The 2,587-nt window shown below is 34.1% G+C and carries 2 protein-coding genes; one reads left to right on the forward strand and one right to left on the reverse strand.

The window, feature by feature from the left end:
• The coding region (ebsA, locus tag F6K13_RS27850) for a type IV pilus biogenesis protein EbsA (RefSeq protein ID WP_287289112.1) at positions 1 to 246 on the reverse strand (246 nt) is incomplete at its 3' end.
• A gap of 285 nt (positions 247 to 531) precedes the next feature.
• Between ebsA and F6K13_RS27855 the strand changes: the two genes are divergently transcribed.
• A complete protein-coding gene (locus F6K13_RS27855) occupies positions 532 to 2,037 on the forward strand; it encodes a glycosyltransferase family 2 protein (RefSeq protein ID WP_287289114.1) in 1,506 nt (501 codons plus the stop codon).
• Positions 2,038 to 2,587: the final 550 nt, after the last annotated feature.

Here is a 2,587-nt window from a genome sequence, read left to right on the forward strand (position 1 = left end):
TCTAAGTTCCTGATTACCATCAAACTGCATTCGGCAACGAGTTATGTCTGCAGGTAATATAGAAACATTCCAGGTGACAACAAAAGGGATATTCTCTCCTCCTTCAATATCTCTTGCTCCTTCCAGACTTTTTTGTTTGTAAAGACTAATAGCATGAGCTAGGTATTTACGTCTGTTATCTGGGTAATATGGAGTGTAAACAGCTACTTCCCCTTTTTCGGCTGGCTTTAATTGATTAATTGGCATCCTAATACTCTCCTGAATCAATAATATCTATGTCCCCGAAAATTATATTATAAGTAACTACAGTGTAAATTTATCAAAGCTAAATAAAACCAAGGTTTCAGCTCCCTTAAAAAATCGGCTCTAAGATTTTCTATTAAGTATGGTGCAATAATTGTTAGCTAAACTACCCTCTACATTCTTCACTTAACAAAGACCATATTGATAGTTTTTTCAGACCGAATTAGGTTAGTCTCTTAAAAAATAAGAAAATTATTAGCGATCGGATCTTTTAAGATAAATTTAGTTATGCCGAACAGTTCTTGGCCCAAAAACGATTATTATCGGGAAACCCAAATTCATCAAAACGATCAATTCTATAACGAACAGCAAAATAATCAGGTGGCAGAAACTCAGAAATGCTTAGACCAGACTCAAATAAAACAACAAAATGAAGTGTTAAGTAATCATCAGAATATTTACGATGGTCGTAGACGTAAAGCAGCACTTATGTCATTTCTGATTTGGACTACTACTATCCTTCTGCACTTACTTTCCTGGGGATATTGGGTAATTTTAGGTCTAACAGGTTTACTATCAGTTCAACTGTTGAGAATACTATTCGCTAAACCAAAATTACCTCCAAAACCTCTATCAGAAGAAAATTCGACAGACTGGCCTTATGTCTCTCTGTTAGTAGCAGCTAAAAATGAAGAAGCTGTAATTAGTAAACTGGTAAAAAATATCTTTACTTTAGATTATCCAACCAATAATTACGAACTCTGGGTAATAGATGACAATAGTACAGATCAAACCCCTATATTGTTAGAACAGTTGGCCAAAGAATATCAGCAGCTCAATGTTATTCGGAGAAGTCCAGATGCCAGTGGAGGTAAATCAGGCGCTCTCAATACTGCTATACCTTTGATTAGGGGAGAAATTTTAGGAGTGTTTGATGCAGATGCAGAGGTAACACCAGATCTACTCCGAAAGGTAGTACCACTTTTTGCAAGAGAAGAAGTAGGAGCAGTACAAGTTAGAAAAGCGATCGCCAATGCTGGTTTAAATTTTTTGACAAAAGGCCAATCACGAGAAATGGCTCTAGATAGCTTTTTTCAGGAACAACGAATTGCAATTGGTGGGGTTGGTGAACTCAGGGGGAATGGCCAATTTGTACGTTTGAACGCCCTCAAAGAGTGTGGGGGGTGGAATGAACAGACTATTACTGATGATTTAGATTTAACAATTCGCCTACACTTAAATCAATGGGATATAGATTTTCTCAGTTTTCCAGCAGTAATGGAGGAAGGGGTAACTAACCCAAAAGCTTTATGGCATCAACGTTCCCGATGGGCAGAGGGTGGATATCAGCGTTATCTAGACTACTGGCAATTGATTTTGCGTAACCGAATGAGATTTGGTAAGACTTGGGATTTATGGCAATTTTTGGTGACACAATATCTAATATCGGTTGCTGCTGTACCTGATTTCCTTATGGCAATAATTTTGCGTCGTTTACCCATCACCAGTCCTTTGACTGTGTTTACTGTAACAGTTTCTGTATTGGGAATGTTTATCGGTTTACGTCGAACCAGGAAGCAAGAAAAGAGTATGGTTGGAGAAGGGAAGTTGGACTTTGTTTCTGAGAAAGAACATCCATTGTCTATACTACTTACTTTTTTAGAAAGTGTGCGAGGCACTTTTTATATGTTGCATTGGTTTGTAGTGATGGGCGCTACTATTACCCGGATGTCTATATTACCTAAGCGACTAAAGTGGGTAAAAACAGTTCATAAAGGGGATTGGGAAAGTTAAAAATTTAGGTTATTATTATCTAATTACTTAGTTTGATGGTAATTTGAACTACTCTTACTAGCGATCAATAATGTTTTTAACAGACTAAGTATCGGAGATGAAATATATAGCAATTCTATTTCTAAAGTGTGAAACCTAAGTTTGATGTTATTTAACTAAAATCACGATACTCAAAGTTATAGGCATAACAATTTTTCAGATTTAGAATTGCTAAAATTATCATAAACTAATCAATTGATTGATCTACATAATATTAATCTAATTACTTCTAATAGTAACATTGATAAAATAAATTATGCAAATTCCGTTTTGAACAAAAAGTAATAAAGAAAGTAGTTCCTTTTTAAAAGAAATAATTATCCTCCTTCAAAACTATTAATTAATAATTTAATAAAAATTAAATTTGATTTGAACTATTAAGTATATTCGCAAAAATAATAGCTGCAAAATTTATCAAATAAATATCAGATAACTTAAAAATAATGTTATTAACTTAAGAAAATTAAACGTTAAAATTAGTATGGATTTATTAGAATATCAGGCTAAAGCA

The sequence above is a fragment of the Okeania sp. SIO2B9 genome (genome assembly GCF_010672505.1).
In the GTDB taxonomy this organism is placed as follows: Bacteria; Cyanobacteriota; Cyanobacteriia; order Cyanobacteriales; family Microcoleaceae; genus Okeania; species Okeania hirsuta.